24 protein-coding genes are annotated in these 22,388 nt (G+C 47.8%); 21 read left to right on the plus strand and 3 right to left on the minus strand.

All coding sequences use genetic code 11. The features are described from left to right. Window positions 1-122: 122 nt before the first annotated feature. Genes DRW41_RS19850 through DRW41_RS19860 form a run of 3 tightly spaced genes read right to left on the minus strand, consistent with a single transcriptional unit; the run spans window position 123 to window position 1,950 of the window. Window positions 123-995: a hypothetical protein gene (locus DRW41_RS19850; RefSeq protein ID WP_115453778.1), complete on the minus strand. Its 873-nt coding sequence runs from the start codon at window positions 993-995 to the stop codon at window positions 123-125. Between the two features lie 13 nt (window positions 996-1,008). Beyond that, window positions 1,009-1,464: a PilW family protein gene (locus DRW41_RS19855; RefSeq protein WP_115453779.1), complete on the minus strand. Its 456-nt coding sequence runs from the start codon at window positions 1,462-1,464 to the stop codon at window positions 1,009-1,011. Between the two features lie 3 nt (window positions 1,465-1,467). Next, window positions 1,468-1,950, minus strand: a complete 483-nt coding sequence (locus DRW41_RS19860; protein ID WP_142752257.1) for a type IV pilus modification PilV family protein — start codon at window positions 1,948-1,950, stop codon at window positions 1,468-1,470. 103 nt (window positions 1,951-2,053) lie between these two features. Between DRW41_RS19860 and DRW41_RS19865 the strand changes: the two genes are divergently transcribed. The 21 genes from DRW41_RS19865 (at window position 2,054) to DRW41_RS19965 (ending at window position 22,385) form a co-directional block, all read left to right on the plus strand. Beyond that, window positions 2,054-2,884: a hypothetical protein gene (locus DRW41_RS19865; RefSeq protein ID WP_115453781.1), complete on the plus strand. Its 831-nt coding sequence runs from the start codon at window positions 2,054-2,056 to the stop codon at window positions 2,882-2,884. A gap of 36 nt (window positions 2,885-2,920) precedes the next feature. Beyond that, window positions 2,921-4,279, plus strand: a complete 1,359-nt coding sequence (locus DRW41_RS19870) for a VanW family protein (protein ID WP_115453782.1) — start codon at window positions 2,921-2,923, stop codon at window positions 4,277-4,279. Window positions 4,280-4,301: 22 nt separating this feature from the next. Beyond that, entirely contained in the window at window positions 4,302-5,963 is a 1,662-nt protein-coding gene (locus tag DRW41_RS19875; RefSeq protein WP_115453783.1) for a GspE/PulE family protein, read from the plus strand. An 11-nt stretch (window positions 5,964-5,974) separates the two neighbouring features. Beyond that, window positions 5,975-7,012 (plus strand): type IV pilus twitching motility protein PilT, encoded by a 1,038-nt coding sequence (locus DRW41_RS19880; protein ID WP_115453784.1) that lies wholly within the window; start codon window positions 5,975-5,977, stop codon window positions 7,010-7,012. A gap of 2 nt (window positions 7,013-7,014) precedes the next feature. After that, window positions 7,015-8,229 carry a type II secretion system F family protein gene (locus DRW41_RS19885; protein ID WP_115453785.1) on the plus strand — a complete coding sequence of 405 codons (1,215 nt, stop codon included), beginning with the start codon at window positions 7,015-7,017 and terminating at the stop codon, window positions 8,227-8,229. Window positions 8,230-8,343: 114 nt separating this feature from the next. Further along, window positions 8,344-8,820, plus strand: a complete 477-nt coding sequence (locus tag DRW41_RS19890; RefSeq protein WP_115453786.1) for a type II secretion system protein — start codon at window positions 8,344-8,346, stop codon at window positions 8,818-8,820. A 4-nt stretch (window positions 8,821-8,824) separates the two neighbouring features. Continuing rightward, complete coding sequence (locus DRW41_RS19895; RefSeq protein ID WP_181884651.1) at window positions 8,825-9,577, plus strand: prepilin peptidase; 753 nt, start codon at window positions 8,825-8,827, stop codon at window positions 9,575-9,577. An 80-nt stretch (window positions 9,578-9,657) separates the two neighbouring features. Continuing rightward, entirely contained in the window at window positions 9,658-10,653 is a 996-nt protein-coding gene (gene pilM / locus DRW41_RS19900) for a type IV pilus biogenesis protein PilM (protein WP_115453787.1), read from the plus strand. Beyond that, window positions 10,653-11,291: a PilN domain-containing protein gene (locus DRW41_RS19905; protein WP_115453788.1), complete on the plus strand. Its 639-nt coding sequence runs from the start codon at window positions 10,653-10,655 to the stop codon at window positions 11,289-11,291. The genes pilM and DRW41_RS19905 overlap by 1 nt, the downstream gene beginning before the upstream one ends. Next, window positions 11,288-12,106: a hypothetical protein gene (locus tag DRW41_RS19910; protein WP_115453789.1), complete on the plus strand. Its 819-nt coding sequence runs from the start codon at window positions 11,288-11,290 to the stop codon at window positions 12,104-12,106. Before DRW41_RS19905 ends, DRW41_RS19910 begins: the two co-directional genes overlap by 4 nt. Window positions 12,107-12,217: 111 nt before the next feature. Further along, complete coding sequence (locus DRW41_RS19915; RefSeq protein ID WP_115453790.1) at window positions 12,218-13,234, plus strand: hypothetical protein; 1,017 nt, start codon at window positions 12,218-12,220, stop codon at window positions 13,232-13,234. Between the two features lie 206 nt (window positions 13,235-13,440). Next, window positions 13,441-14,013 carry a Maf family protein gene (locus DRW41_RS19920; RefSeq protein ID WP_115453791.1) on the plus strand — a complete coding sequence of 191 codons (573 nt, stop codon included), beginning with the start codon at window positions 13,441-13,443 and terminating at the stop codon, window positions 14,011-14,013. A gap of 136 nt (window positions 14,014-14,149) precedes the next feature. Continuing rightward, window positions 14,150-14,821, plus strand: coding sequence for a RadC family protein (radC, locus tag DRW41_RS19925; RefSeq protein WP_181884657.1), 672 nt, complete (start codon window positions 14,150-14,152; stop codon window positions 14,819-14,821). Between the two features lie 161 nt (window positions 14,822-14,982). Continuing rightward, complete coding sequence (locus tag DRW41_RS19930) at window positions 14,983-16,005, plus strand: rod shape-determining protein (RefSeq protein WP_115453793.1); 1,023 nt, start codon at window positions 14,983-14,985, stop codon at window positions 16,003-16,005. A gap of 25 nt (window positions 16,006-16,030) precedes the next feature. Next, the gene (mreC, locus tag DRW41_RS19935) at window positions 16,031-16,912 is read left to right on the plus strand and encodes a rod shape-determining protein MreC (RefSeq protein WP_115453794.1); all 882 of its coding nucleotides are present in this window, start codon (window positions 16,031-16,033) and stop codon (window positions 16,910-16,912) included. Beyond that, the gene (gene mreD / locus DRW41_RS19940) at window positions 16,909-17,427 is read left to right on the plus strand and encodes a rod shape-determining protein MreD (protein WP_115453795.1); all 519 of its coding nucleotides are present in this window, start codon (window positions 16,909-16,911) and stop codon (window positions 17,425-17,427) included. The genes mreC and mreD overlap by 4 nt, the downstream gene beginning before the upstream one ends. Before the next feature lie 111 nt (window positions 17,428-17,538). Next, window positions 17,539-18,219, plus strand: a complete 681-nt coding sequence (gene minC, locus DRW41_RS19945; RefSeq protein WP_115453796.1) for a septum site-determining protein MinC — start codon at window positions 17,539-17,541, stop codon at window positions 18,217-18,219. 1 nt (window position 18,220) lies between these two features. Further along, window positions 18,221-19,027 (plus strand): septum site-determining protein MinD, encoded by an 807-nt coding sequence (gene minD / locus DRW41_RS19950; RefSeq protein WP_115453797.1) that lies wholly within the window; start codon window positions 18,221-18,223, stop codon window positions 19,025-19,027. Window positions 19,028-19,196: 169 nt separating this feature from the next. Continuing rightward, window positions 19,197-19,958 (plus strand): M23 family metallopeptidase, encoded by a 762-nt coding sequence (locus DRW41_RS19955; RefSeq protein ID WP_115453798.1) that lies wholly within the window; start codon window positions 19,197-19,199, stop codon window positions 19,956-19,958. Beyond that, window positions 19,951-20,820 (plus strand): M50 family metallopeptidase, encoded by an 870-nt coding sequence (locus DRW41_RS19960; RefSeq protein WP_115453799.1) that lies wholly within the window; start codon window positions 19,951-19,953, stop codon window positions 20,818-20,820. The genes DRW41_RS19955 and DRW41_RS19960 overlap by 8 nt, the downstream gene beginning before the upstream one ends. Before the next feature lie 80 nt (window positions 20,821-20,900). Further along, a complete protein-coding gene (locus DRW41_RS19965; RefSeq protein ID WP_115453800.1) occupies window positions 20,901-22,385 on the plus strand; it encodes an Rne/Rng family ribonuclease in 1,485 nt (494 codons plus the stop codon). Window positions 22,386-22,388 lie beyond the last annotated feature (3 nt).

Below are 22,388 nucleotides of genomic sequence, written 5' to 3' on the forward strand. Positions count from 1 at the left end.
TATATGAAGGTTTTTTTGAATGTCTACTTAAAGGGGACAATATCAGTTCCAACATGGAGCCAGCTTTTTCGTTTTAAGGCGTTAACTAATATGCAAAGAAGTTAATGATTATATATGTTTTATTAGTACTTTACTTTTGTTCCACTGTTAGGATCAAATATCCATTCGTTATTAGCAGGCTTCGCGCAGCTATTGTTAGGAAGGGGATATGCTATTAATTTTGTCTTAGTGGAGTCCAGCTTGTATGAGTTTCCATAAACGCAGATAGAATAGGCATTTCCTGTTAAAGCAATATCATTTTCAAAAATCGCATCGCCTACAATCGTAATGGATGCTGCCCCCTGCAAAGACAGATTGGTAAAGTATGTATCTCCATTTACAGTCAAATTCCTGCTGCCTTCTATGATAACAGGCTTATTGAAATAAGTGGAAGAAGGATAAGTTAAAGTCTTAGCTTTATATGTTTTACTGGTGTCATGATTTACAGGATTCGTTTCTACTTTTGAATAATAGGATGATGATGGTTTGGGTTGTCCTTCTTTATTTGTAGTAGCATTTTTTTGTATAGTAAAATGCCCTGTTACCTTTGAGATTTCTGTATCTGACTGTCCCACGCTCTCAAATGTGACAATAAGCGAATTGGATTGCTTATCCATGGACTTAAAATTTATTTTGAAAGTATTATTACTGGAATCGACTTCAACAGCTGGTAAACTGACATTCAATTTACCAAGAAGCATATTATAAAATTTTGTATCAAAAAGTGATTGTTCTTTGGCGGCTTCGGCATTTGCTGCTGCTATATGCTTCGTAAGAATCCCCTGATAAAACGTTACCCCCATTTCCGCCAGGTCTGTCGCTTTATTTATTTTATCTGTTTTGTTTAGCTGAGCTCTTGTAGAAAGAGTCAAGCCGCTTAAAGAAAGGGCAAAAATCATCGTAATCGTTATTATGATCAGTACTAATATTAACGTATAGCCTTTTTCATTCCTCAAGCTTATCTACCCCTTAATACTGCTTAATAATTGTACTCATTTCAAGATACTTGCCTTGTTTATTGGTTATTTTGAGATAAACAAATAGAGGATCTTTGGGGTAAATTGTTTTTTCGCCAGTAAATTCTGCATTATCCAGTTTAAGATCGATCAATATTCCTTCGCTTTGCAATGGAGTGAGACTTGTTGAGGATTTACCTATGTATGCTTTTTGGGAAGCAGGATCATTTTTAATAATATACGTTTCTATATTGCTTAAATCAATAGAGTGAAGTTCCTGCTTTGTATGGTAACTTTTTAAGGTTGCTAGTATGATATTTGCCTGCTGATTCAATGTAACCGTTTCAGATATGTTTTTGTAATTTTTATTTGAGTTTAGTAGAACTCCATAAATAACAGAAGAAATGATCATTAAAATTGTAATTCCTGCTAAAAGTTCAATTAATGTTATACCTTTTTCATTTCTCATGGCTCACCTGCGAATATAGGTATAGGTTTCAGAGGTGTTACCAGGACCGGCAGGATCCTGAACAATAATTTTAAACATAATCAAATTCTCAGCACTATTATTTGTTACAGTTGCCCTAACGTTGTAATCAGATCCGGATGATTCATCTATTAATTTCTCGACTTCAATTTGATTAAGTGTTTTTGTTCCATTTAAAACAAAGCCTCTCCCATCAATTATGTTGTTCTCCATCAAATCCTGTTTTGTAACATTTAATTCAATTAAATTGACAATTTTTTGCGCGGTTTGCACTGTGTCGAGTTTGTATTCGTTTTTTTTGGCGAAAAGGGCTGATTGGGTAAAAAAGCCCAGGAAGGAAGTCAGGATTATGGAGAGCAGCACAATGGATAGGAGCACCTCCAGTAAAGTGAATCCTCCTTGTTTTTGTAAAGTTTTCATCTTTCTTGCACCCCACCCTCTTTTTCTCAACCTAGGTTTATTATACAATAAGTAAATAGTGGATAAATGTCATTTTCTCAGATTTTACCGGTTTATTTGAAATATTTTGAAAAAATAATTGGCAGTTTTAGAGGAAATCGGGGGTTTTTCAATGCAACTTTTGTTTGGCCTGGCTTCGCTTCTCATCCTTTTGCCGGTTTTGTATTTTCTTCCCCTAGGTATGACGTCCAAAGGGAAAGTGGTACTTGCTTTAACCGCGGCGGTTTTTGCAATGGCAGCGATGTATTACTCCGAAGTCGTGCCTTTATGGCAAAGCGCCGTCCTCGTTATTGCGATAGTGGGAGTAACTTCTCTTATTTATGGCCGAAAACTCGGATCTTTCTTTAATGTCCCTGACAGAATTGATGGAATATCGTTTTTACACAATGAAAAAGAAAAGAGTTCACCAAGTTTTAATAATAATGAGCCATTGGAACCAATGGATTTAGATGTCGTTCCAAAGGACTATAAGAAACAAACGCTTGCTGGACCTGTGCAAGACGAAATTCAAATAACTGAACTTCTTGCCGAAACGAAGCATGAAGAGATTGAAGCAATTGGACTTTCAGGAAACACCGACGTGATTCTTCCGGTTTTCGAAAACGATGAACTTGAACCACTCACTCCCTTATCCACCGAACACCTGGAGGTACAGGAAGAAACTGGCTTCCTGGATGACCTAGATATGTTTGGGGATTTTGAGGAACTATTTGAAAAATCAATTCCGGCTTCCCCATTTGTTGATGGTTCGGTTCTTCCATTTGAAGAACGTGATTTGGAAATACTTATCGATAGCGAGGATGCGGTGTCCCCAGTCGGTGATTTCGATAAAATGGACAATGGCCCTGAACAAGGCAAAGAACAATATGACTACCTCACCGCGTTGCTCGAGACGGCTGCAAGTATCGAACAAGAGAAAGCAGAGGGTCCGGGGAATGGCTAGGCCTATTTTTGCCCAATTGGGAAAGGGCGGTTTTGCATGAAAAAGAATCAGCAGGCATTAAAAATATTTGTTGTCCTCATTTTGAGCACTGCATATGTTTTCGGGTTTTCACAGTACGGGCCAAAGGCATTTGGCAAGTTGTTCGCGGCCGAAAAAGGCTATCTTCCTGGAACCGCTGTCGGAAGTATCAGCCTCGAAGGCAAGAGCCCGACAGAAGCGCTCACCCTGCTTCAGGACGCAATCGCGGGATGGCAAGCAAACGCAACCTATAAACTTCATTATAAAGAAAAAACAGTAGACCTTGAGATTGATAGATTTAAATTCGATACGGCAGGCACCATCTCCTCGCTAGTCGACGGAAGGCAGAATGCTGTCGAAGTGGGCCTAGACGATCAGACGATAATCGAATGGATTGAAAAAATCTCCCCCGTTTTGATCGGGGAGGAAATCGACCTGAAGAACTTGGGAGAGAAGCTCACAGAGCCAGCCAGGACGCTTTCTTCCGGAGCCGTTTCATTGGCGCTAGATGGATTTTTTGCAAACGCGGGAGATGACCAGGGAGTTATCGCGTCCGGTGCGGTCGATGTAGAGGAGCATTCCTATGAACTTGAAATGGCTGTAAAAGAACTTGCTGCAATAAAGATTGAAGGAAATTCGGAGTTTTCGCTGAACGGAGCCATTGAAAGCAAAGGAATCAACGGCCTTTCGCCTATGGCGCAGAGCATGCTTGCGACATCCGCTTATATCGCGGTGCTGCAGACGAATTTTGAGATAGTCGAACGGAACATCAGCAAGGAACTTCCTGATTTCGCGAAGCTGGGTTCCGAGGCGTTCGCAGACCCGCCAGCGGGAAAGGATTTCATTTTCAAAAATCCGAATGTGTACCCATTCGAACTTACATTTACTTTTAACGGAAAAAAATTGACGGCTGAAATTAAAGGAAGCAAATTCCTTTATGAATACAAGGCTGTCGCCGACGGGGAAGAAACGTTCCAGCCCAGGGTGATCAAACAATTCAGCCCATATTTAAAATCTGGTCAGGTGAGGATTACCGAAGAAGGAAGGCCGGGGTCAATTATTAAAATTTACCGGGAAATCTACAGCCAGGGAAATCTCCTTGATACACAGTTCATCGGTGAAGATTATTATTCGCCAGTCCATCGTGTTGAAGTGCATGCCCTGCCAGCAGGCGAGACCCAACAACAAGGTGAAGCATCGGCAGAATCACCGGCAGGAAATGTAGAATCACCACCTCCCGCTGATGGAAACAGCCAGCAAGACCCATCGATGCCAGAGGAAAACGAGCCGGTACTAACTCCAGGCCAGCAGGATTCCATTCCTGATCCGAACGACGATGGAGCGCTATGGGGAAAGCCGAATGAAGTTCCGAAATAAAATCAGGTGAGCAGGGATAGTTATGATTAGAACGAAAAAACGGCTGGGTGATTTGCTGATTGAAGCAGGCCTTATCACGGAGGATCAGCTTCAGGCAGCCCTTGCACAAAAAGCTCCCCGGCAGCGTCTTGGGGAAGCGCTCGTCCAGCGCGGCACCATTACAGAGCATCAATTGATTGAAGTGTTGGAGGTTCAGCTCGGGATACCTCATATCAGCTTGTTCAGTTATCCATTTGACAAGAAGCTTTTTAATCTTGTTTCTAAGGAAATGGCTCGGAGACACCTTGTCATACCGCTTAAGAAAGACGGGGACAAGCTGTTTATCGCGATGTCGGACCCATTGGATTTCCTCGCTATCGATGACTTAAGGCTTTCCACAGGTTTTCAAATTGAAGCGGCCATCGCGACGAGAGATGACATTGTCAGGGCCATTAATAAATATTACAACACGGACGATGCGCTCGAGGAGTTCCTCGGCGACCTGCCTTCGAAAGATGTTGCCAGTGAAGTTGATGTAACAGATATTGATTCGCCTATTGTCCGGCTTGTCAATATGCTGCTTTCAAACGCCGCCTCTCAAAAGGCGAGCGACATCCACATCGACCCACAGGAAACGAAAGTGGTCGTCAGGTACCGGATTGACGGGGTCCTTAGAGTAGAACGGGTCCTTCCGAAAAGCATGCAAAATGTCTTGGCGGCAAGGATCAAAATTATGGCGAACCTGGATATAACGGAATACCGCATACCACAGGATGGCAGGATCAAAGTCAACCTTGATTTTCACCCGATCGACCTCAGGGTATCGACCCTTCCGACTGTCTTCGGCGAAAAAATCGTTATGCGTCTAATGGATATGGGAAGCACGCTGAATGATCTGGCAAAGCTTGGCTTCAACCAGCTGAATTTTAAGAGATTCAACGATATGATTGAAAAACCGACAGGGATTGTCCTGATCACAGGACCGACCGGCTCGGGAAAATCGTCGACTCTCTATGCGGCCCTGAACAGGCTGAACAGAGAGGAAGTCAATATTATTACAATTGAGGATCCGGTCGAGTACCAGCTCGAGGGCATCAACCAGATCCAGGTGAACCAGAATGTCGGAATGACGTTCGCGGCCGGTTTGCGCTCCATTCTCCGCCAGGACCCGAATATCGTCATGGTTGGGGAAATCCGCGACAAAGAAACGGTCGATGTCGCCATCAGAGCCTCGCTGACAGGCCACCTTGTCCTAAGCACACTTCATACGAATGATTCGCTTGGCACGATTACACGCCTTGTGGATATGGGAGTCGAGCCGTTCATGGTCGCATCCGCGCTTAGCGGAGTTGTGGCGCAGCGCCTCGTCAGGAAGGTTTGCCGGGATTGCGCGGAAACGGTCGAGCCGTCAAAGCGTGAAATCGACATTTTCCAAAGGCGTGGGATTAGAATTGAAAAAGTGCCGCGCGGGCGGGGCTGCTCATCATGCAATATGACGGGCTACAAAGGCAGGATCGCCCTCCATGAAGTACTGGTCATCAATGACGAACTCCGCCGGGCGATAATGGACGGGGAAACGTTCCAGGTACTCCGTGATATTGCAGTGAAGAACAGGACGATCTTCCTCATCGATGATGGCCTTCTAAAAATAAAACAAGGGTTGACGACAACGGAAGAAGTGCTGAGGGTAGCCATTCTTGAATAGGAGACGCGCAAATGAAGGAAAAAATTGACCTGATATTAAGGGCCGCGTTTGAACATAAATCATCCGATATCCACCTGACCGTGGGCATCCCTCCCGTTTTCCGGATTAACGGGGAACTGAGGAAGTACGGAAAAGAACCGTTGCTGCCTCAAGACACGGAAGGGATGGCAAAGTCGATTGTTCCAGCTGATAAGTGGGACGCCTTCAAGGAACGCGGCGAACTCGATTTTTCATATAGCATTGCCGGGCTGTCCAGGTTCCGTGTCAATACGTATCACCAGCGGAATTGCATCGCTATGGCGCTCAGGACAGTCCCAACCAAGATTCCCACGATTGACGAAATAGGGATGCCGGATACGCTGCATAAGCTTGCCGAAAAACCGCAGGGTCTTGTGCTGGTAACGGGCCCAACCGGCAGCGGGAAATCGACGACGCTTGCTTCGATGATCCATTATATGAACCAAACGATGCGAAAGCACATTATTACGCTTGAAGATCCGATTGAGTACCTCCATAAGCATGGGAATTCGATCATTGACCAGCGTGAAGTCGGGATGGATACTGGAAATTTCGCGAACGGGCTCCGCGCGGCGCTTCGGCAGGACCCGGATGTCATCCTGGTTGGGGAAATGAGAGACTTGGAGACAATCCAGACGGCAATTACAGCAGCGGAAACCGGCCACCTTGTGCTCGCCACTTTGCACACATCAAGTGCCCCAGCGACAATCAACCGGATTCTGGATGTGTTTCCTCCGGGGCAGCAGGCGCAGATCCGGATCCAGCTGGCATCGGTCCTGGTGGGAATTGTTTCGCAGCGCCTGTTTCCGACCTCCGATAAAAGGGGAAGGAAGGCAGCGACCGAAATCATGATCAACAATCCGGCAATCGCCAACCTGATCCGCAACGAAAAAGTCCATCAGATTCCAAGCGTCATGCAGACATCGCGCGCACTCGGGATGCACACGCTTGAATCGAACATTAAAGAACTGATTGAAAAAGGCTTTATCCAAAGAGAAGTGGCGGAGCCATTTTTGCAGGAGATGGTATAAGGATGGCCAGATTTAAATACGCGGGCCGCGACCGGAAAGGCGCACGCGAAGGAACCATCAACGCGGTCTCGAAACGCGAAGCGCTCCTAAAGCTGAAAGAGGAAGGCGTCCGGGTCGTCGACATTTCCGAGATGCCGGAAACACTCCTCACGAAGGAGATTACAATAGGAAACCCAGTCAAGCTTGAGCATTTTGTCATCTATATCCGCCAGTTCGCCACACTCCTGAAAGCCGGGGTTACCGTTGTGGATGCGACCCAGATCCTGGCTTCGCAGACGGAAAGCAATCATCTTAAAAAGGCGCTGATTGCCGTTGAATCCGAGCTGCGGGAAGGACATCCGCTTTCACAGGCTGTGACAAAGCATAAAAAAATCTTCGTCCCAATGTTTGTCAATATGATCAGGGCCGGGGAGGTTGGCGGTAATCTCGATGAAACGCTCGAACGGCTTGCCGACCATTTCGAAAAGCAGCACCATACAAGGCAAAAGATTGTTTCGGCGTTAACCTATCCCGCTGTGATTGGAATCCTTGCCATCGGGGTCGTTATATTCCTGCTGACAACAATTGTTCCGACATTCGTCACGATGTTTGATGACCTCGGAGGAGAACTTCCGGCAATCACCCGCTTTGTGCTCGCTGCGAGTGGGTTCGTCCAGGGCTGGTGGTGGCTGCTGCTATTGATCGTTGTTTTGATTGTTGGCGGCATAGTGGCAATTCGGAGGAAAAAGGAAACGAAGTACTATTTGGATTACGCCCTGCTGCGGATGCCGATTTTCGGAAAGCTTTTGCAAAAAGCCGTCCTTGCGAGGATGACGAGGACATTAAGTTCTTTGTTCTCCAGTTCCGTCCCAATTCTCCAGGCAATGACAATTGTTGAAAACGTTGTTGAAAATGAAGTCATTGCCCGTGTGATACGGGAATCCCGGGACTCTCTTGAAAAAGGTCAGTCGATGACGATTCCTATGGAGAAACACTGGGCGTTCCCGCCGCTTGTGACCCAAATGGTTGTAATTGGCGAGCAGACCGGTTCCCTCGATTCGATGCTTTCAAAAGTCGCGGAATTTTATGAGAAAGAAGTCGATATCGGCACTGACAAATTGAAATCTTTGATCGAGCCGCTGATGATTGTCGTCCTCGCCGGCCTTGTCGGAACGATTGTGACAAGCATAATGGTGCCAATGTTCGAAATGTTCAATCAATTTGATAAAAAATACTAAAAACAGACGTATTTCTTCCAAAAATTTGTACTTTTGACAGCAATCCCTGTTGTATAATAGGAGAGAACTAATATCATAGGTTCACAAACCAAAACTATATAAGGAGTGGGGAGAATGTTTAAACAACTTGGCAAAAAACTGAAAGACCAACGCGGCTTGACACTAATTGAATTGCTCGCGGTAATTGTTATATTGGGGATTATTGCGGCGATTGCGGTTCCGTCGATTGGTAGTCTGATTGATAATACAAAGAAGGATGCGCATATTGCAAATGCTCAGCAAATGGTGAGTTCTACTAAATTAGCAATGGCTACAGATTCTTCGTTACAAACTGGTACAGTTTATGTAACTTTAGGATATTTGGTTGCTAACAATTATATTGATTCATTTAAGGATCCAGATAATACCACTTATGCAACTGGGGGGAATACAAATTTTGGTTCGCTTACAGAAACAGATAAAAAATCTTGGGTGAAAGTTGAAAACGGAAAAGTCACTTTGGTGAAATTAGTAAATGATAATCGAGGAGTACAGTCAACTACTAAAGAGGGTATTGATCCAAAGAATATTACTAGGAATGATGTTAGATAGTTAAATGGTTCTGATTACATGTTTATTGTTTTTATACGGCATCACCCTAGGCTCCTTCTTTAACGTAGTCGGACTGCGGGTGCCTGAAGGACAATCCATCGTCAAGCCGCGCTCTGCCTGCCCGAATTGCAGGCAGCATCTGCGGGCGCGTGATCTTGTTCCGGTATTTTCATATGTAATCCTTCGGGGGAAATGCCGCGGCTGTGGGACGCGGATTTCCCCTGTTTACCCGATAACCGAGCTGCTGACAGGCGTCCTTTTTGCACTGGCTCCAATCGTTCTCGGCTGGTCATGGGAGCTTGTCGTCACCTGGACGCTCATTTCCCTGTTTATGATCATTTTTGTGTCGGATATCCACTATATGATCATCCCTGATAAAGTATTGCTTGTGTTTGCAGGGATTTTTTTATTTGAAAGATTGCTATGGCCGCTGACGCCATGGTGGGATTCCCTGCTCGGCGCGGCAGTCGGCTTTGTCCTGCTCCTATTGATCGCTCTTGTGAGCAAGGGTGGAATGGGCGGAGGCGATATAAAGCTGTTCGCTGTCATAGGGTTCGCGGTCGGAACGAAGCTTGTCTTGCTTTCTTTCCTGTTTGCGACGTTGTGCGGGGCGGTTTTTGGAGTCATTGGCCTAATGCTCAGGCTCGTAAAGCGGCGCCAGCCGATACCGTTCGGCCCATTTATCGGGCTTGGGTCACTGGTAGCTTATTTTTACGGTCCAAAAATCATTGACTGGTATTTCACCTTTTTTTATTAGGATTATAAGAAAGTGCAGATTTCCTGGAGCCGCGGCGATGCTCCGGGTTTGATGATTTATATAGATAAGGGGTATTATCAATGGCCTTTTCCCTTTCCTTCGGCAACAAACGGATTATTAACCTTATATTCAACGACCACTCCATCCGCTACCTGGAGCTAAAAAGCGTCAACCCGCCAATTGCGTTAAAGTGGGGGGAACGTTTCCTTCCGCCAGGGATTATTTCTGATGGGAAAATAACAGACGGCGAAACACTCGCAACCATTCTTGATGAATGCATTGAAGAATGGAAGGTTCAGAGGCGGCAGGTGAACTTTATCGTCCCTGACCCGCTAGTCATCATCCGTAAGATAGCCATCCCCATGGATATCCAGGAGGACGAGTTGAAAAGCCATCTGTATATGGAGCTTGGTTCAAGCATCCATCTCCCCTTCGAAGACCCGGTTTTCGACGTTTACCCTCTCGGTGAAAAAGATGGAAAAAAGGAACTTCTCCTATTCGCGTCACCCGAGAAATTTGTGATGGAATACGCGGGAGTCCTGTCAGGATTGAAGCTTCAGCCGGTAGCGGCGGATATTTCCCCGCTCGCCCTTTACCGGATTTACTATATGATGGATAAAGCACAAAGGGAAGAAACCCTTTTTACGGCCCACATCAATCTGACAAGCGTCAGTATGTGTGTGTTCGAAGGGCATATCCCATTCTTTATGCGGCAGTTTCCGCTCGACTTTGACTTGGACAAGTGGGACGTCCGCCGCGACCGGTCAAGCGGTTGTGAATACGTTTTTAAAGGCGATTCCGCTGAACTCAGAAACCAGTTTTCATCCATTTACAGCGAAATGGGTAAGCTGATGGACTTTTACCGGTATTCAGTTTCCGGGGGAGTTAAAGGAGTAACAAAGATCCTGCTTGACGGCGACCATCCGATGCTTGACAAAATCCACAAGGACCTTGGCGAGCAATTTGGCTTGCCTGTTGTGACATTGCCTTCCGAGGCGATCCATAACGGACGGAACCGGATTCTACCTCCAAGCCATACGCTGGCGCTTGGCCTGGCTTTGAAAGAGGTGAAATAATGCTGATCGATATTAACCTGCTCCCGAAAAAGGAGCGAAAAAGCTCGGGCATTATTTTTACCAGCTTGGCCTTTGCCGCATTATTCCTTGCGGTTGGCGGATTCCTGTACTGGCAGGGGGCCACTCTTAAAAACGAAATCGCGGTGGTTGAAAATCGAATTGATACGACGAAAAAAATCGCCGCGCTTGAAGAAAGAAAGGCGAACGAGGTCGTATCTGCGGATTCCGCCTTTAAGCTTTCACAGGGTATCGAATGGGCTGAACAATACACGATACCATCCGTTCCGGTCATGAAGGAATTCACGAAAATGTTGCCGGAGCGCGGCTATATACTGACTTATGCCTATCAGGAAACAGGGCAGCTGGCGCTGACGGTCCAATTTGATTCAAGCCGTGAAGCCGCCTATTTCCTTAACAGGCTGAATAAGTCGAACTGGGTCAAAGATGCTGATTTATCCAGCCTTTCCGCCGCTGGAAACGGAGAGGAACAGATAGCTGATGCGACTGGCGCGGTAAAGGCTGCCTCAAGCCTGAACAAAAAGGAATATCTGCCTCGCTATACCGGGCAATTCCAGATCACCCTTAACAAAGATGTTATAAAGACGGCTATCCAAGAGGAAGGGGAGGATGGCTCATGAGGCTTAATTCAACCAACAAACATAAATGGGTCGCGGCTGTCCTTGGCCTGTTCCTGATAGCATTTGGGGCTGGAGCCTATTTTTTAAGCATCCAGCCGTTAAAAGATAACCTTCAGCTGAAAAAGGAAAGCCTGAAAACAGAAGAACAGCTCCTCTCCATCATTCAAGGACGGGAAAAGGAAACCGAGAATTATTCTTCAGTGAGCTCGACGCAAATGCAACACAAAATACCCGTCAATCCCCTTGTCGAGCAGATGATTCTTGATATGGAAAAAGCCGAGGTAGTCTCGGGTTCGAAGATTCTTTCGATGGCCTTCGCGAAAGATAGCGATATAGCCGCACAAGAGGAAGCCGCTACGGGAGAAACCGTGCCTCAAGGGGAAACCGGGGGCTCAGCCCAATCCGGCGAAATCATGAATGAAGGAGTTAACCAGGAAGGCCAGGCAGAAGGAACCCAGGCCCCTCCAAAATCGGTCATCCAAGTTCCGGATGGCGTCAAAAAAGTGACCGTCCAGCTTTCTGTCGAATCACCGGGATACCCGGAACTCGAAAAATTTGTCTCAACACTTGAAAGCACGAAGCGGATTTCCATGATCGAGTCGATCAGCTATACAGGCGGCGCGGAAATTACTTCCCTGCAGCAAAAGGATGAGCCTCTTAAATTCAGCATCACAGTTTCCGCCTTTTATATGCCAGAGTTAAAGGACCTGGCCCAGCAGCTTCCGGATATAGGCGCTCCTGAGCCGGCGGGAAAACGGAACCCACTTTCCTCTTTCATCGGTGAAGAGCCCGAAAAAGATACGACTGAAAATTAAATCGTTTATTGGCGAAAGCATCTGATAACAAGGCGACAAAAACCTTGTTATTTTTTTTTGCCCCTGTGATAGGATGGAAAAAACCAGCCGTCGGCAAAAGGGGAGCTGATTGTGGACAAGCAGAAAAACAATACAATAAAGGTGAAATTAAATAATGAATCCAGGCCTGTCGTCGAAAAACCAAGAAAGGACAGCCAACCGGTAATGGAACCGATCATCACGGAGGACGAGCCGGCTCACGAAGAAGCCGCCGCCGCAGTTGATGCTGGCGAAGAAGCTTTTGATTGGATCCTTCCGGAAGGAGAACCTATTGAGCAGGGGAAAATAATTATAAATGAAGCGTCGGATACAGCATCCATTTATCCAAAGCAATCCGGCGGAACGAAACGGAAAAGCGGTTTTCCAAACAAACCCGCGCTTCTAACTATTGTATTCGCCATTATGGTGGGGGTGGGCCTTGGAGCCGGCATGCTTAAACTGGTCTTTATCGACAAAGAAGCTACGTCAGCCATCAATCCGGCGGGGGAGGAAACAACCAGCCAAGACGATGAAACAAAGCCTTCCGCTACTGCGACCGAGGTGCCCAATCTCTCGGCGTTTGTCGTCCAGGAGGGGATTTACTCGTCGACTGAATTCGCAGAAACTGCCAGAAAAAATCTTGAAGAAAAAGGGATTCCCGCGGCCATCCTGGATAAGGGTGGACAGGCGATGCTTCTTGCCGGGATTGCCGGAAGCATCGAAAGCGCGAAGGGAATCGGCGAACAGCTAACGGAGAAGGGGATCGCCATTTACGCAAAGGAAATTTCCATCACCGCGCGCCAAAAAGAAAACGTAACAGCCGAGGAAAAACAATTCCTCTCCGGCGCCCCGGAACTTTTCGGGAAAGCAAGCCTCATGTCTGGCTTGGCGATGGAAGGCAAGTCGGCCGGGGGAACGGCGGACGTGCTAAAAGAACTTAATGCAATTGATGCCTCGAAATTCCAGAACCCAAATATAAAAACCCTATACAGCGACCTGGCGGAAGCCGCCCGGAATCTTGAAGCGTACGAAAAATCGGGAAACAAGCAAACGGCGATGGCAGCCCAAACCCATCTCCTCAATTTTATTGCGAAGTATCAAGCGTTTTAATAAGTATCTGAACAATGTTAGCGCCTGGGCTTAAACCCTGGCGTTTTTTTAATTCGCGAATCCGCCATCATCCGCATCAAATTGACAGGAGATGCATAAGAAGCAAAAAGTTTCGCCACTTTAACCATTAGAAATTGTTTGCCGGGCGGAAGTTTGATACGATTAATCTGTATCTCCCCAAACCGAGCAAAAAGAAAGGTGATTGCATGCCGAACCTCATTTTAGCCTCTTCATCTCCACGAAGAAAAGAACTTCTGGAAAATCTCCAATTGAAATTCCGAATTCACAGCTCAGATGTCGACGAAAGCTTCGAACCGGGGACGTCCCCGAAAGATATCGTCATGGGCCTTGCCGAGCGGAAGGCAAAGGCCGTGTTTGCCGAATATCCGGATGCTTTTGTTATTGGCTCCGATACAATCGTGGTCTGTGATGGCGCCATTTTGGGCAAGCCATCCGGCCGCCGGGAGGCAATCGTGATGCTGAAGCAATTATCCGGCAGGACGCACCAGGTGTTTACCGGGGTTGCCATTGCCAGTCCTGGCGGCATCACCCGTTTTTACGAAAAGACCGAAGTTCAATTTTGGGAGTTGTCGGACAGGGAAATCGAGTTTTATGCAGATAGCGGGGAACCTTTCGACAAGGCTGGCGCCTACGGAATCCAGGGGCTTGGCAGCATGCTTGTCAAACGGATCGACGGGGATTATTTCGCCGTCATGGGCCTTCCTGTATCGCGCACCGTCCGTGAGCTTAAGCATGCCGGTTATCCGCTTCCCTTTTAAACTAATTCACTCTATTAAAGATTGAATTTGGAGCGAAAAGCTACACTTGTTAAATGGCTTTTCCGCTGTTGGCGTTTTTCCCGCTCCCATGCTCCCTAAACTCCAGGGAGGAATAAGATTGACTGCCAATACACTGATGATCCGTGACTATCCCCAGGAAGAACGGCCGCGGGAACGCTTTATCGCAGGCGGGCCAGCAAGCCTTTCAAACCATGAACTGATTGCGCTTTTGCTCCGCACCGGAACAAAGGATGAATCAGTCCTTCAGCTGTCCAACCGCCTTCTGTCCCATTTTGAAGGATTGAGGCTTTTAAAAGCCGCGTCACTCGAGGAAATTACCGCGATAAAAGGAATCGGAACCGCCAAGGCGATTCTGCTGATGGCCGCGCTTGAGCTGGGAAGCCGCGTCGCCAACCTGGCGAATAATGACCGCTATGTCATCAGGTCGCCGGAAGACGGCGCGAACTATGTAATGAATGAAATGCGCTTCCTGAGCCAGGAGCATTTTGTTTGCCTCTATCTCAACACGAAAAACCAGGTGCTCCACAAACAGACAATCTTCATCGGCAGCCTGAACGCATCGATAGTCCATCCGCGCGAGGTTTTCAAGGAAGCGTTCCGGCGTTCAGCGGCCTCCATCATTTGCGTCCATAACCATCCATCCGGTGACCCTGCTCCTAGTCGGGAAGACATCGAAGTGACAAAGAGGCTGTCCGAGTGCGGAAAGATTATTGGCATCGATTTGCTCGACCATCTCATCATCGGCGAAAATAAATTCGTTAGCCTGAAGGAAAAAGGGTATTTGTAACACTATGCTTTTATTTGACGTTGCGATATAATATTGTTTATGATTTTTCCTGGCACAGCCTTGCAAAAATCGAATGACTAACGAAAACCGCTGCTTATTATTAATAAAATGAATCGGCTCGAAATTGACTGCATTTTTGCATGGGAAAGGGAGATACAAGTATGTTTGGAATCGGGACTAGAGACCTTGGCATTGATTTGGGGACTGCCAACACACTTATATATGTAAAAGGAAAGGGCATCGTTCTGAGGGAACCTTCCGTTGTTGCCCTTCAAATGGATACAAAGCACATTGTAGCTGTCGGGAATGACGCAAAAAATATGATCGGTCGCACGCCAGGAAATATCGTGGCTTTAAGGCCGATGAAGGACGGCGTCATCGCCGATTATGAAACGACCGCGACAATGATGAAGCATTACATAAAAATGGCGATGAAAAACAAAAGCCCATGGGGCGGGAAACCGTACATCATGGTATGTGTTCCATCCGGCATCACGGCCGTCGAACAGCGCGCCGTAATTGATGCGACAAAGCAGGCTGGCGCAAGGGACGCATTCCCGATTGAAGAGCCGTTCGCGGCGGCAATCGGAGCGAACCTTCCTGTCTGGGAGCCGACCGGAAGCATGGTAGTTGATATCGGGGGCGGAACGACCGAGGTGGCGATCATTTCGCTAGGCGGCATCGTGACGAGCCAATCGATCCGGATCGCCGGGGACGAAATGGATGAAGCAATCATCCAATACATCCGGAAGACGTATAACCTGATGATCGGGGACCGCACCGCCGAGATTATAAAGATGGAAATCGGGTCCGCCGGGACGCCGGAGGGCATTGATAATATGGAAATCCGTGGCCGCGACCTTCTTACAGGCCTGCCGAAAACGATTGAAATCACGGCGGAAGAAATCGCCTCCGCGCTCCATGATACCGTTTATGCGATTGTCGAAGCCGTAAAAAATACCCTTGAAAAGACCCCGCCTGAGCTTGCCGCGGATATCATGGACCGTGGAATTGTCTTGACCGGAGGGGGGGCACTCCTAAGGAATATTGACAAGGTAATCGGCGAAGAAACGAATATGCCGGTTCTGATAGCGGAAAATCCGCTCGATTGCGTTGCGATCGGGACAGGGAAGGCACTTGACCATATCAATCTGTTTAAAAACAAGCCAAGGGATTCCCGTTAAATGTTTGTAAATCGAGGTGTCGAACATGCCCCAGTCTTTTTTGAATAAACGCCTCATTATTTTGCTTGTAAGTATCATCATTCTTGTAGCATTGATCGGATTTTCTTTAAGGGAGCGCGACAAACTATCCTGGCCGGAGCAATTCGTAAAAGACAGCACCGGCTGGGTCCAGTCGCTTATCTCAAGGCCGGTGCAGTACGTTGCCGGTTTTTTTGAAAATGTTGGCGACCTTCAAGATACATACAACGAAAATAAAGAGCTTAAATCTCGGGTGGAAGATATGGTCCGTCTTGAATCCGAAGCGTACAAGTTGAAAAAAGAGAACGAGGAACTCCGCAAGATTCTTGGGAAAAAGGAGTCGCTTCGGGATTCAGAGACAGTCCACGCGGCGGTCATCGGCCGCAATCCGGACCGCTGGAATGAATTAATCATCATTAACAAAGGCACGGCTGATAATATCGGCAAGAACATGGCAGTCATCACCTCCGAAGGGCTGATTGGCAAAATCAAAAACGCCAATGATTTCACATCGACGGTCCAGCTCCTGAGCGCGATGGATCCGAAAAACAGGATTTCAGTTGTGACTCAAGGGAAATCGGAAGTTTACGGCTTTGTCGAAGGGTACGACGAAGAGAAAAAGCTGCTGAAGGTAAAAAAAATCCCGTATGAAGCAAAAGTCGAAAAAGGGCAGACAGTCATAACATCCGGGCTTGGGGGTGTCTTCCCTGCCGGCCTGCTTGTCGGCAAAGTAGTCGAAGTGGAACCAGACCAATACGGCCTGAACCAAATTGCGCTTGTTGAGCCTGGCGCGAACTTCTATGACATCAGTGATGTGATTGTCGTCAAAAGGCTGATGACTCAGCCTGATAAAGCGGAGATGGTGGACGATAAGGAGGAAGAATTGTGAACCGTTTCTTTCTCCCTCTTTTGTTGTTCGTTTTTTTTACAGTTGAAAGCATTTTTGTCCAGCTTCTGCCATCGGAATTTTTCTATGGAAAGTGGATCCTTGTGCCAAGGTTCCTGATTGTAGCCCTTTTGCTGCTTTCTATTTACGGATCACTAAAGCACGCGATTCTGTACGGATTCGCTTTCGGGTTGCTCTTTGATATCGTCTATACGGAAATCATCGGAATTTATTTATTCCTTTTCCCTCTTACAATCTATTTGGTTATGAGGGCCATGAAGGTGCTTCAGGCAAACGCCCTGGTCGTGACGCTCGCCATTTTGGCCGGGATCGCTTTGCTGGAACTGGTAATCTATAAAATGAACAGCTTCCTTCATATTACCGACATCAGTTTGAAGGAATTTGCCGATATGAGGCTGCTGCCGACCTTATGCCTGAATCTCATTTTCATTGCCGCAGCCTTTTACCCGCTCAAGCGATATTATGAAAAATTGGTGGAACGGGAAATCCTTTCTTAAAGGAATTTTGGCAGTGGATGTCGAATAAATAGAGGAAGGCCGCACGAATAGCCCGGCCTTCAGGGGAAAGGTCCATCCGCGTGTTTTTGACAATTGAGGTGAAGTACGGCCATGAATAAAGTGCAAAACGTAATGATTAAAGGGACAAAGGATGGCATTACGCTGTTCCTCGACGATCTCTGTTCCTATGATGACCTGAAGCGCGAACTAGCGGGAAAGCTTTCGGCGCAGCAGCAAAGGGATGGGGAATCGAACCTTCTGCATGTAAAGGTGAACACGGGGAACCGATATTTGACAGAGGCCCAAAGGGATGAAATCGTCGCACTCATCAGCGAAAGAAAATACCTAGTGGTGGATGCGATCGACTCGAATGTCCTTACGAAGGAAGAAGCGGAAGCGCGGAGGAAACAGGAATCGGTGACCACAGTGTCGAAAATGATCCGGTCCGGCCAGGTGCTTGAGGTGCCCGGCGACCTGCTCCTGATCGGCGATGTGAATCCTGGCGGAATCGTGATGGCAGGCGGCAATATTTTCATCATGGGCATCCTGAAGGGAATTGCCCATGCGGGATGTCATGGCAACCGGGAAGCGGTTATTGCGGCTTCGGTAATGAAGCCATCACAGCTGCGGATCAGCCATTATTTGACGACCACCGCGGAAAATCCGGGAAATGATAGCCAGCGCGATATGGAGTGCGCATACATAAATGAAACGAATGAGATTGTTTTTGACAGGCTGCAGGCTCTATCGGGCATACGGCCAGGATTAAGCAGATTTGAAGGAGGGCGTTAACGTGGGAGAAGCAATGGTAATCACATCCGGGAAGGGCGGCGTCGGCAAAACGACGACTTCTGCTAATTTGGGCACCGCCCTGGCACTGCTGGGGAAAAAGGTTTGCCTGGTTGATACGGATATCGGCCTCCGGAATCTCGATGTAGTCATGGGACTCGAAAACAGGATCATTTACGACCTTGTCGATGTCGCTGCCGGGCGGTGCAAGATGCACCAGGCCCTTGTAAAGGATAAGCGGTTCGATGGCCTTTTGTATTTGCTCCCGGCAGCGCAGACGGAGGACAAGACGGCTGTCACGCCGGAGCAGGTAAAAGGCCTGATTGAAACACTGAAGCAGGATTTCGACTATATTATCATCGATTGCCCCGCGGGAATTGAACACGGTTACAAGAATGCGATTGCCGGCGCGGACAAGGCCATTGTGGTCACAACTCCGGAAAAGTCAGCGGTACGCGATGCCGACAGGATTATTGGCCTTCTGGAAAAAGAAGAAACTATTGAGCCCCCAAGGCTGATCATCAACCGGATCCGCCCGCACATGATGCGCAACGGCGAAACGATGGATGTTGATGACATTACTGAGCATTTATCGATTGAATTGCTAGGGATCGTCGCCGACGATGATGAAGTCATCAAGGCCTCCCATTACGGGGAGCCCATTGCCATGAACCCGAACAGCAAGGCTTCCATCGCCTACCGCAACATCGCGCGCAGGATTCTTGGCGAATCCATCCCGCTCCAGCAGCTTGAGGAAGAACACAAAGGTGTGTTAACAAAGATTAAAAGATTCTTCGGAGTCCGTTCATAGATTTTTAGAATAAGAGAATTTTTCGTCCCGCCACTTGCGCGGGGCTTTTTTTATGTGAAAATCGCCCTTGCCAGGCGCGCGCGGGTCCCAATGGAGAAGAGGCTTGTCATACAGGAGGCAGCTCGTTCATAGACTTGTACAAAAAGGGACAAAAGGGCTGGTGGGGTACATGTCAAACAGGGAGGAAATCCGGAAACGGATTGCCAAACGGAAAAAGGAAAGGGGCTTGCACAACCGGAAAACAACCGGAAGCAAACCGGCCGCCTGGCTTATGGATGAAGAAAAATACGGTATGAACGACCTTGTATCCTTTGAAGGAGGACCTGAGGAAGGCCATCCGCTCTTTCGGAAAGAAGTGTTCTTTTTAAAGCTGCTGAGCTCCGCGGTCCTATTCCTCGCGATCGCCATTGCATTCCGGAGCGAATCGCCTGCCCTGGAACCAGTTAAAAATTTGGTCGTTAAAGGGTTGAGCCAGGATTTCCAATTCGCATGGGCAAGCAAATGGTACGAGGACACGTTCGGAAAGCCGCTCGCCCTTCTTCCGGAAGCGCAGGAAGAAAGCGGGTCCCGCCAGGATTTTTCCGTTCCAGCATTGGGCAAAATCCTGGAGAATTTTGAAAAAAACGGCCAGGGCATCATGATTGAGACGGAAAAGGAGGCACCAATCGAGGCTATTAACGCAGGGTTTGTCACGTTCGCGGGGATTAAGGAGGGTATCGGAAAAACGGTCGTTGTCCAGCATGCCGATAAAACGGAGTCGTGGTACGGGAACCTCGATGCGATTGAGGTGGGGCTGTATGATTACATCGATAAAAAAAAGGTTATTGGAACAGTCGGCCCGGGCTCGGATGAACTGAAGGGCGAATTTTATTTCGCGATAAAAAAGGGCGGGGATTTCATCGATCCGATCCAGGTGATCCGCTTTGAATAAAGCTGTTTCCCTCCTTAAGCTCATCCATATTCATCCACTGCTTTGGCTTGCGGCGGCAACGGCTGCATTCACGGCACATTTCCTCGAGCTTTGCCTGCTTCTGGTCATTATTTTTATCCATGAAATGGGGCATGCGGTTGCGGCGTGGCGCTATTCCTGGCGGATAAAAAGGATTTCTCTCCTGCCCTTCGGAGGCGTCGCCGAAATGGATGAACACGGAAACAGGCCATTGAAGGAAGAAGCGATTGTCATCCTCGCCGGGCCGGCCCAGCACATCTGGATGATGGCCGCTGCCCTTCTGCTCAATACATACGGCCTTATTCCGGAGCAAACGTATGAATTGTTTTTAAAATACAATCTGATGATCCTCGTATTCAATCTATTCCCGGTTTGGCCGCTCGATGGGGGAAAGCTTCTTTTTCTTTTCCTCTCTACGTGGAGGCCGTTCCCCGAGGCACACCAGTGGACGCTCATTTGCTCGTTTGTTTCCCTGACGTTGTTTTCATTTGGAACGCTGATCACCGTTCCGCTCCATCTGAATATTTGGTTCGTCGCCGCTTTTCTATACCTCTCCCTTTATCTTGAATGGAAGCAGCGCCATTATGTATTCATCAGGTTCCTGCTCGAGCGGTATTATGGGAATTCCGGTTCCGCTTTTTTGGCACTGACGCCAATCAAAGTGGAGGAGACGGAGGGCATCCTCAACGTTCTATCAAAATTCCGACGTGGCTGCAAGCATTCAATCGTTGTAGGAGGCGCAGGACGCGACAAAGGCATACTTGATGAAAATGAGGTTCTCCATTTCTTTTTTTACGAAAAAAAGACTGGCGGAAAAATTGGCGACCTCTTTTATGCATATTAGATAGCGTTCCCCGGAATCCTGGCGAACGCTTTTTTTTGCGTCTATAATGGAGGAAGGAAATTGAGAAGCGGGGAATACATGTGGACAAATTGATCATCAACAGCGGCGCGAGGGAAAAACGGGCCGCTTTATTCCATAATGGGAAAATCGAACAACTCAAAATCGCGAGGGCCGAGGGGCAATCGCTTGTCGGAAGCATCTTCCTTGGCATTGTCACAAAAGTCCTTCCAGGCATGAATGCCGCGTTCATCGACATCGGAACAGGAAAGAACGCCTATCTCCACAGGGACTCACTGGCCGATTACGCCCAGTCGGAAGCTTTGGATAGGCAGAAGAGAAGCATCTCGTCCTTCGTCAGGCAAGGGGAACGCCTGCTTGTCCAGGCCGAAAAAGACGAAGCGGGAACAAAAGGCGCGAAGGTGACCGGAATCATCGAAGTGCCTGGCGAAAATCTTGTGTACATGCCTTCAGGGAACTATATCGCCATTTCGAAAAAAATCGCTGATCCTACCCGGCGGGAAGAACTGCGCGGGTTGGGCGAAAAGATAAAAGTGGGTGCTGAGGGAATTCTCTTCCGAACGTCTGCGGGGAATGTTCCAGATTCAAAGCTGATTGAAGAAATTGATGGACTCCGGGCCGAAGCGGGAGAGCTTTTCCAGAAAGCCTCCTCGTTAAAAAAGGCGGGGGTTGTAGCCGAAAGGGATCCGTTTATTGAACAACTTGTCCCGCTCATCGAAAAAATGGCCGGCGGGGAAGTTGTAGCGGATGATCCCGGCATTTTAAATCTATTAAAGAAGCGGGCTGCGTCGGGGGATGGCGAGCCAAAGTACAGTTATTATTCCGGGAAGGAAAATATATTTGCGCTTCATGGGGCCGACCAGGAAATCGGGAAGCTCATGAAGAGGGTTGTCTGGCTAGAGAACGGCGCGTACTTGTTGGTGGAGGAAACGGAAACGCTGACCGCGATCGACGTCAACACCGGGAAATTTTCAGGGAAGAGGAGCCTTGATGAAACGGTTTTAAAAACGAATTTGCTGGCGGCCTCTGAAGCCGCGAGGCAAATCAGGTTGCGGGACCTCGCGGGAATCATCCTTATCGACTTTATCGATATGAAAACGGAAGACGAACGGGCTAAGGTTGCGGCGAAAATGGCGGATAAATTGCGGAAGGACGGAAGGAGGACAAGGGTTGTCGGGTTCACATCACTAGGAATCCTTCAAATTACGAGAAAAAGGCTAGGCCCGTCGCTTTCCGGCACGCTTGCAACAAAATGCCCTTCCTGCGAAGGAACTGGATGGATTTCGAGTCCTGAAACCGAGGCTTTCAGGCTTGAACGGGAACTTTGGGAACATAGGGGGACGCTTGACGAGGCGGTGCTGGTTGAAACAAGCCCCGAAGTGAAGGTTGTTTTCGAAGGTGACGGGAAAGTGCATCTGAAGCGGATTGAGGAGTCGCTCGGTTTTAAGATTCTCATCGCGCCGGTCGAATCCGCCGTTCATTTTTACACGATCAGGCAGTTTGGGGACGCGGATGAATTAAGGAAGAAAGCCGACAATACGTATTGACAC

The sequence above is a fragment of the Neobacillus piezotolerans genome (assembly GCF_003362805.1).
GTDB classification, from domain to species: Bacteria; Bacillota; Bacilli; order Bacillales; family Cytobacillaceae; genus Bacillus_D; species Bacillus_D piezotolerans.

Excerpts from the sequence above, each read along its gene's own strand:
- DRW41_RS19855 (WP_115453779.1), bottom strand. The coding sequence starts at position 1,464 with ATGAGAAATGAAAAAGGTATAACATTAATTGAACTTTTAGCAGGAATT.
- DRW41_RS19865 (WP_115453781.1), top strand. The coding sequence starts at position 2,054 with ATGCAACTTTTGTTTGGCCTGGCTTCGCTTCTCATCCTTTTGCCGGTT.
- DRW41_RS19870 (WP_115453782.1), top strand. The coding sequence starts at position 2,921 with ATGAAAAAGAATCAGCAGGCATTAAAAATATTTGTTGTCCTCATTTTG.
- DRW41_RS19875 (WP_115453783.1), top strand. The coding sequence starts at position 4,302 with ATGATTAGAACGAAAAAACGGCTGGGTGATTTGCTGATTGAAGCAGGC.
- DRW41_RS19880 (WP_115453784.1), top strand. The coding sequence starts at position 5,975 with ATGAAGGAAAAAATTGACCTGATATTAAGGGCCGCGTTTGAACATAAA.
- DRW41_RS19885 (WP_115453785.1), top strand. The coding sequence starts at position 7,015 with ATGGCCAGATTTAAATACGCGGGCCGCGACCGGAAAGGCGCACGCGAA.
- DRW41_RS19890 (WP_115453786.1), top strand. The coding sequence starts at position 8,344 with ATGTTTAAACAACTTGGCAAAAAACTGAAAGACCAACGCGGCTTGACA.
- DRW41_RS19895 (WP_181884651.1), top strand. The coding sequence starts at position 8,825 with ATGGTTCTGATTACATGTTTATTGTTTTTATACGGCATCACCCTAGGC.
- pilM (WP_115453787.1), top strand. The coding sequence starts at position 9,658 with ATGGCCTTTTCCCTTTCCTTCGGCAACAAACGGATTATTAACCTTATA.
- DRW41_RS19905 (WP_115453788.1), top strand. The coding sequence starts at position 10,653 with ATGCTGATCGATATTAACCTGCTCCCGAAAAAGGAGCGAAAAAGCTCG.
- DRW41_RS19910 (WP_115453789.1), top strand. The coding sequence starts at position 11,288 with ATGAGGCTTAATTCAACCAACAAACATAAATGGGTCGCGGCTGTCCTT.
- DRW41_RS19920 (WP_115453791.1), top strand. The coding sequence starts at position 13,441 with ATGCCGAACCTCATTTTAGCCTCTTCATCTCCACGAAGAAAAGAACTT.
- radC (WP_181884657.1), top strand. The coding sequence starts at position 14,150 with ATGATCCGTGACTATCCCCAGGAAGAACGGCCGCGGGAACGCTTTATC.
- DRW41_RS19930 (WP_115453793.1), top strand. The coding sequence starts at position 14,983 with ATGTTTGGAATCGGGACTAGAGACCTTGGCATTGATTTGGGGACTGCC.
- mreC (WP_115453794.1), top strand. The coding sequence starts at position 16,031 with ATGCCCCAGTCTTTTTTGAATAAACGCCTCATTATTTTGCTTGTAAGT.
- minC (WP_115453796.1), top strand. The coding sequence starts at position 17,539 with ATGAATAAAGTGCAAAACGTAATGATTAAAGGGACAAAGGATGGCATT.
- DRW41_RS19955 (WP_115453798.1), top strand. The coding sequence starts at position 19,197 with ATGTCAAACAGGGAGGAAATCCGGAAACGGATTGCCAAACGGAAAAAG.